This window comes from Myceligenerans salitolerans (assembly GCF_017349295.1).
Taxonomy (GTDB): Bacteria; Actinomycetota; Actinomycetes; order Actinomycetales; family Cellulomonadaceae; genus Myceligenerans; species Myceligenerans salitolerans.
The window spans coordinates 46,515-51,833 of record NZ_JAFMPK010000039.1 but is presented as its reverse complement, the minus strand read 5'-3'; the positions used below and the strand labels follow the sequence as shown (position 1 = coordinate 51,833).

At 73.4% G+C, this 5,319-nt stretch carries 4 protein-coding genes; all 4 read left to right on the top strand.

Annotated elements, in window-relative coordinates; all coding sequences use genetic code 11:
- Positions 1 to 165: 165 nt before the first annotated feature.
- The 4 genes from J0911_RS09810 to J0911_RS09795 all read left to right on the top strand — a co-directional run bounded on the left by J0911_RS09810 (position 166) and on the right by J0911_RS09795 (position 5,288).
- A complete protein-coding gene (locus J0911_RS09810) occupies positions 166 to 1,518 on the top strand; it encodes a LacI family DNA-binding transcriptional regulator (RefSeq protein ID WP_207275288.1) in 1,353 nt (450 codons plus the stop codon).
- Between the two features lie 137 nt (positions 1,519 to 1,655).
- The gene (locus tag J0911_RS09805) at positions 1,656 to 2,810 is read left to right on the top strand and encodes a Gfo/Idh/MocA family protein (RefSeq protein ID WP_207275287.1); all 1,155 of its coding nucleotides are present in this window, start codon (positions 1,656 to 1,658) and stop codon (positions 2,808 to 2,810) included.
- A gap of 142 nt (positions 2,811 to 2,952) precedes the next feature.
- Positions 2,953 to 4,284 (top strand): dihydrodipicolinate synthase family protein, encoded by a 1,332-nt coding sequence (locus J0911_RS09800; RefSeq protein WP_207275286.1) that lies wholly within the window; start codon positions 2,953 to 2,955, stop codon positions 4,282 to 4,284.
- Positions 4,285 to 4,376: 92 nt separating this feature from the next.
- Positions 4,377 to 5,288: a sugar phosphate isomerase/epimerase family protein gene (locus J0911_RS09795; protein ID WP_207275304.1), complete on the top strand. Its 912-nt coding sequence runs from the start codon at positions 4,377 to 4,379 to the stop codon at positions 5,286 to 5,288.
- The last annotated feature ends 31 nt before the right edge of the window (positions 5,289 to 5,319 follow it).

The following is a 5,319-nucleotide window of genomic DNA, read 5'->3' as shown; positions in this document are numbered from 1 at the left end:
ATCCGACCGACCACATCGCCCGCCGCCCGCCCCTCCGCCCCTCGGTCGGGCTCGTCGGGGCCAGGCGCGGCTCGGCGAGGCGCGGCTCGGCGCGGCCAGGCGCGGCTCGGCACAGGGACGGCACGTCCGCGATCACCGGCGTTCACTTTGCGGCAGGATGAGCCCATGTCCGACGGCCCTGTCACGCTCAGCCGCGTCGCCCGTGAAGCGGGCGTGTCGCTGGCGACCGCCTCCCGCGCGATCAACGGGAGCGCCACCCGAACCGTTCGCCCGGAACTCCGCGACCGTGTCCTGGCGGCCGCCCAACGGCTGGGCTACGTCCCCGACCCGAGCGCGCAGGCCATGGCACGCGGCCGGACCGCCGCGCTCGGACTCGTGGTGCACGACATCGCCGACCCCTACTTCTCCGCGATCGCTTCCGGAGTCACCCGCGCCGCCGAGAACCAGGGGCTGATCGTCACGCTCGCGTCGACCGAGCTGCGTCCGGACCGTGAGCGGGCGTTCGTCGAACTGGTGCGCCGCCAGCGGGGACGCGCGGTCATCCTCGCGGGAAGCCGTACGGTGCCCGACGGCGCCGCCCCCACGGTCGAGGACGCCGAGTCGTCCGGGGAGACCTCCGGACCGGGGGCGACCGTGGCGAGCTCGGAGGATCTCGCGAGCGCCCTGACGGCGTTCCGGGAGTCGGGCGGCGGGGTCGCCACGATCGGGCAGGCGATCGGGTCCCTCCCGGTCGTGGAGATCGACAACGCGGGCGGTGCGGCCGCACTCGCCCGAGAGCTGCACGGGCTCGGGTATCGCCGGTTCGGCGTCCTCTCCGGCCCGCCCGGCCTGCGCACGGCCGCCGACCGGACGGCGGGTTTCCGCGACGCACTCGCGTCACTGGGCAGTACCGTGCGCGACGACGACGTCGTGGCCGGAGAGTTCACCCGTGACGGCGGATACGCCGCGATGGCGCACCTGATCGCCCGGTCCGGGCGGGGTGAAGCCGATGGCACGCTCCTCGACCCCGGGTCGGACAAGGCCGGTCGAGGTGGCGCACGTGCCGCCGACGCCGGGGGCCGAACCGTGGGCGGCGAGCCCGCCATGCGCGACCAGCCCGCCACGGGCGGCGGCCCAGGACTTCCCGAACTGGTCTTCGCCGTCAACGACGTGATGGCCGTGGGCGCGATGGCCGCCGTGCGCGACGCGGGCCTGGGCGTGCCCGACGACGTCGCCGTGGCCGGCTTCGACGACATTCCCACGCTGCGCGACGTCACCCCGGCGCTGACCACCGTGCACATCGCGCTGGAGCGGATCGGCGAGGCCGCCACCCACCTGGCACTCGGCGAGCCGACCGGGCTGGAGCCGACGCCCGCGACCGGCACCGAAGCGAGCGAAGCCGGCACCGGAGCCACCGAGACCGGCACCGGAGCCACCGAAGCCGGCACCGCGGCGACCGAAGGCCTGGAGGCCACCGCACCCGGCTCGATCACCGTCCGCGGCGAGGTCATCCTGCGCGCCTCGACCCCCGGTCCCTGACCGCCCCGGTCCCTGACCCGCCGACGGGCGAGAAACTCCGCGTCCCACACCGGCGACTCCTTGCGCTACGCTGAGGAAAGCGCATTCCACAGTAAGCGTCCGGGGCCCGTCCCGGTGAGCACGACGAAGGAGTCCCTATGACCCGCACCCTCCGCATCGCCATGAACGGCGTGACCGGCCGCATGGGCTACCGCCAGCACCTGCTGCGCTCGATCCTGCCGATTCGTGATCAGGGCGGCGTCACCCTCGCCGACGGCTCACGGGTCCAGGTCGAGCCCGTGCTGGTGGGCCGCAACCCCGAGAAGCTCAAGGAACTGGCCACGAAGCACGACGTCGCGCACTGGACCACCGACCTCGACGGGGCCATCGGCGACGCGGACGTGGTGTTCGACGCCGCGATGACCAATCTCCGCCCGGCGACCCTGACCGCGGCGATGCAGCAGGGCAAGCACGTCTTCACCGAGAAGCCCACCGCCGAGACGCTGGAGGAGGCGATCGAGCTGGCCCGTCTGCGCGAGCAGACCGGTGTCACCGTCGGCGTCGTCCACGACAAGCTCTACCTCCCCGGCCTCGTCAAGCTCCGCCGCCTGGTGGACGAGGGCTTCTTCGGCCGCATCCTGTCGATGCGCGGGGAGTTCGGCTACTGGGTCTTCGAGGGCGACATCCAGGCGGCACAGCGGCCGTCGTGGAACTACCGCCGCGAGGACGGCGGCTCCATGACCACGGACATGTACTGCCACTGGAACTACGTCATGGAGGGCATCGTCGGCCAGGTCAGGTCCGTCACCTCCAGAACCGCCACGCACATCCCCACCCGCTGGGACGAGCAGGGCAAGGAGTACACCGCCACCGCCGACGACGCCGCCTACGGCATCTTCGAGCTGGAGACGCCGGACGGCGACGACGTGATCGCCCAGATCAACTCCTCCTGGGCCGTGCGCGTCTACCGCGACGAGCTGGTCGAGTTCCAGATCGACGGCACGCACGGCTCCGCCGTCGCCGGGCTGAACAAATGCGTCGCCCAGCAGCGCGCCCACACGCCCAAGCCGGTGTGGAACCCGGACCTGCCGATCACCGAGTCGTTCCGCGACCAGTGGATGGAGGTGCCCGCCAACGCCGAGCTCGACAACGGCTTCAAGGCGCAGTGGGAGGAGTTCCTGCGCGACGCCGTCGCCGGGCGGCCGCACCGCTTCGACCTCCTGTCCGCGGCGCGCGGCGTGCAGCTCGCGGAGCTGGGCCTGAAGTCGTCGGCCGAGGGCCGCCGCATCGAGATCCCGGAGATCGTGCTGTGACGTCGCACGCGCGCGGGCGATGCGGTCGGCCGGATGTCGAGCGGTCGGTCCCCCGAGGGACCGACCGCACCGACGTCGGACCGACCGCCCGACGCCGGACCGACCGCGCCCGCACCCTCGGCCACCTGTGGAAAGGACTCCTGTGAGCGCCACCAAGATCACGCTTCCCGTCTTCGACGATGCCGGGGCGCCGTCGGGCACGGAGACCTTCGCCCTCGGCGCCCCCGGCCCCTGGACGACGCCCGGCGCCCCTTTGACCAGCCGCGTCGCGTTCGCTGCCGCGCACGTCGTGCCCCACGCCGGCGCGGCGAACGTGCCCGGTGAGCCGGCGTCGGTCGACTGGGACAGCACCCTCGCCTACCGGCATCGCATCTGGTCGTACGGCCTCGGCGTGGCCGACGCGATGGACACCGCGCAGCGCGGCATGGGCCTGGACTGGGCAGCGACACAGGAACTGGTACGCCGTTCGGCGGCCGACGCCGCGGCGTTCCGCACGACGTCGGCCGCCGGGCACCCCGCCCGCGTCGCGTGCGGCGCGGGAACCGATCAGCTCCGGCCCGAGACCGTCGCGGCCCTCCAGCCCGGAGAGGCCGGGCTGGCCGCCGTCGTCGACGCCTACCGCGAGCAGGTGCACGTGGTGCAGGACGCCGGAGCGCAGGTCATCGTGATGGCATCCCGCGCACTCGCCCGCGTCGCCCGCGGGCCGGAGGACTACGCGCGGGTGTACGACGCCGTCCTCGCCGAGGCGGATCAGCCCGTCGTGCTGCACTGGCTCGGCACGATGTTCGATCCCGCGCTCGAGGGCTACTGGGGTTCGACGTCGGTCGCCGACGCCACGAACGTCTTTCTCGACGTCATCCGGGCGCATCAGGCGAAGATCGACGGCGTGAAGGTCTCGCTGCTCGACGCGGAGCACGAGGTCGGCCTACGTCGGGCCCTCGCCGCGCTGGAGCCGGTGGTCATGCCGGCCGGGTTCGGCGTCGCGGACGGCGACGACGCGAGCCGCCTGGACCCAGCCGGCCGTCTCGCGCGCCCGCGCCTCTACACCGGCGACGACTTCAACTACCCGGAGCTCATCGCCGGCGACGAAGAAGGCCACTCCGACGCGCTGCTCGGCATCTTCGCGGCGATCTATCCCGCGGCGTCCACAGCCCTGCAGGCGTTCGACGCCGAAGCGGCGGGCGAGGCGGGTGCCGCACGGCGCGGGCACGAGATCCTCGCCGCGACCGAGGCGCTCGGCCGCAAGATCTTCGAGGCGCCCACGTACTACTACAAGACGGGGATCGCGTTCCTGTCCTGGCTGAACGGCTTCCAGCCGGCGTTCTCACTGGTGGGCGGCCTGCACTCGGGGCGCTCCGTGGCACACCTGGTGGAGCTGTTCCGGCTCGCGGACGGCTGCGGCATGGTGCTCGACCCCGAGCTTGCCGCGCGACGGATGACCGCTTTCCTCACGGTGAACGGGGTGGACGCATGAGTGCCGACAGCACCGCGGGCGACAGCACCGCGCACGGGCCCGCGGCGGCCGGACCCGCCACGGACGGGTCCGCGCCCGCCACGCCGTCGTCCATGGTCCCGACGGACCTGCGCCGGGCCTCGCTGAACACCGCGACCGTCAAGCACGCCACGCTCGCCGAGGCGTGCGAGGTCGCGGCGGCGACGGGTTTCGGTGCCGTCGGCCCGTGGCGCGACCGCGTGCAGGAGGTGGGCGCGGCCGGAGCCGCGAGGATCATCGCCGACGCGGGGCTCGTGGCGTCGTCGCTGTGCCGGGGTGGCTTCCTCACCGCACGGGACGACGGCGGGATCGCCGCCGCGCTGGACGAGAACGCGCGGGCCTTCGAGGAGGCGGCGACGATCGGGGCACCGGAGCTGATCTTCGTCGTCGGCGGGCTTCCCGCCATGTCGGCGCCGGGGGCAGGGCCACGACGGGACGCGGAGCCCGCGGACCGCGACCTGGTCGCTGCTCGCGCGCGCGTCGCCGACCGGCTCGCGGACCTCGTGCCGATCGCCCGTGACCACGGGGTGCGGATCGTGCTCGAACCGCTCCACCCCCTCTTCGCGGCGGACCGGGCCGTGATCTCCACGCTCGGGCAGGCGCTGGATCTCGCCGAGCCGTTCGCCCCGGAGGAGGTGGGCGTCGTCGTCGACACCTACCACGTGTGGTGGGACCCGGCGCTGCGCGAGCAGATCGAACGCGCGGGTCGCGCCCGGCGGATCGCGTCGTACCAGGTGTGCGACTGGATACTGCCGCTCGCGGCCGAGCCGCTGAACTCACGTGGGCACGTGGGCGACGGGTACATCGACTTCGCGACCGTCTCCGGATGGGTGTGCGACGCCGGGTACACGGGCTACGTCGAGACGGAGATCTTCAACGAGGAGATCTGGTCGGCCCCGCCGGAGGCGACGGCCGCCACGGTCCTGTCCCGCTACGAGAACCACGTCCACCCGCATCTCGACGGCGGGCCGGCGCGCGGTCTCTGACCGTGGTGGCCGGACCCGGTACCGCCGCGCG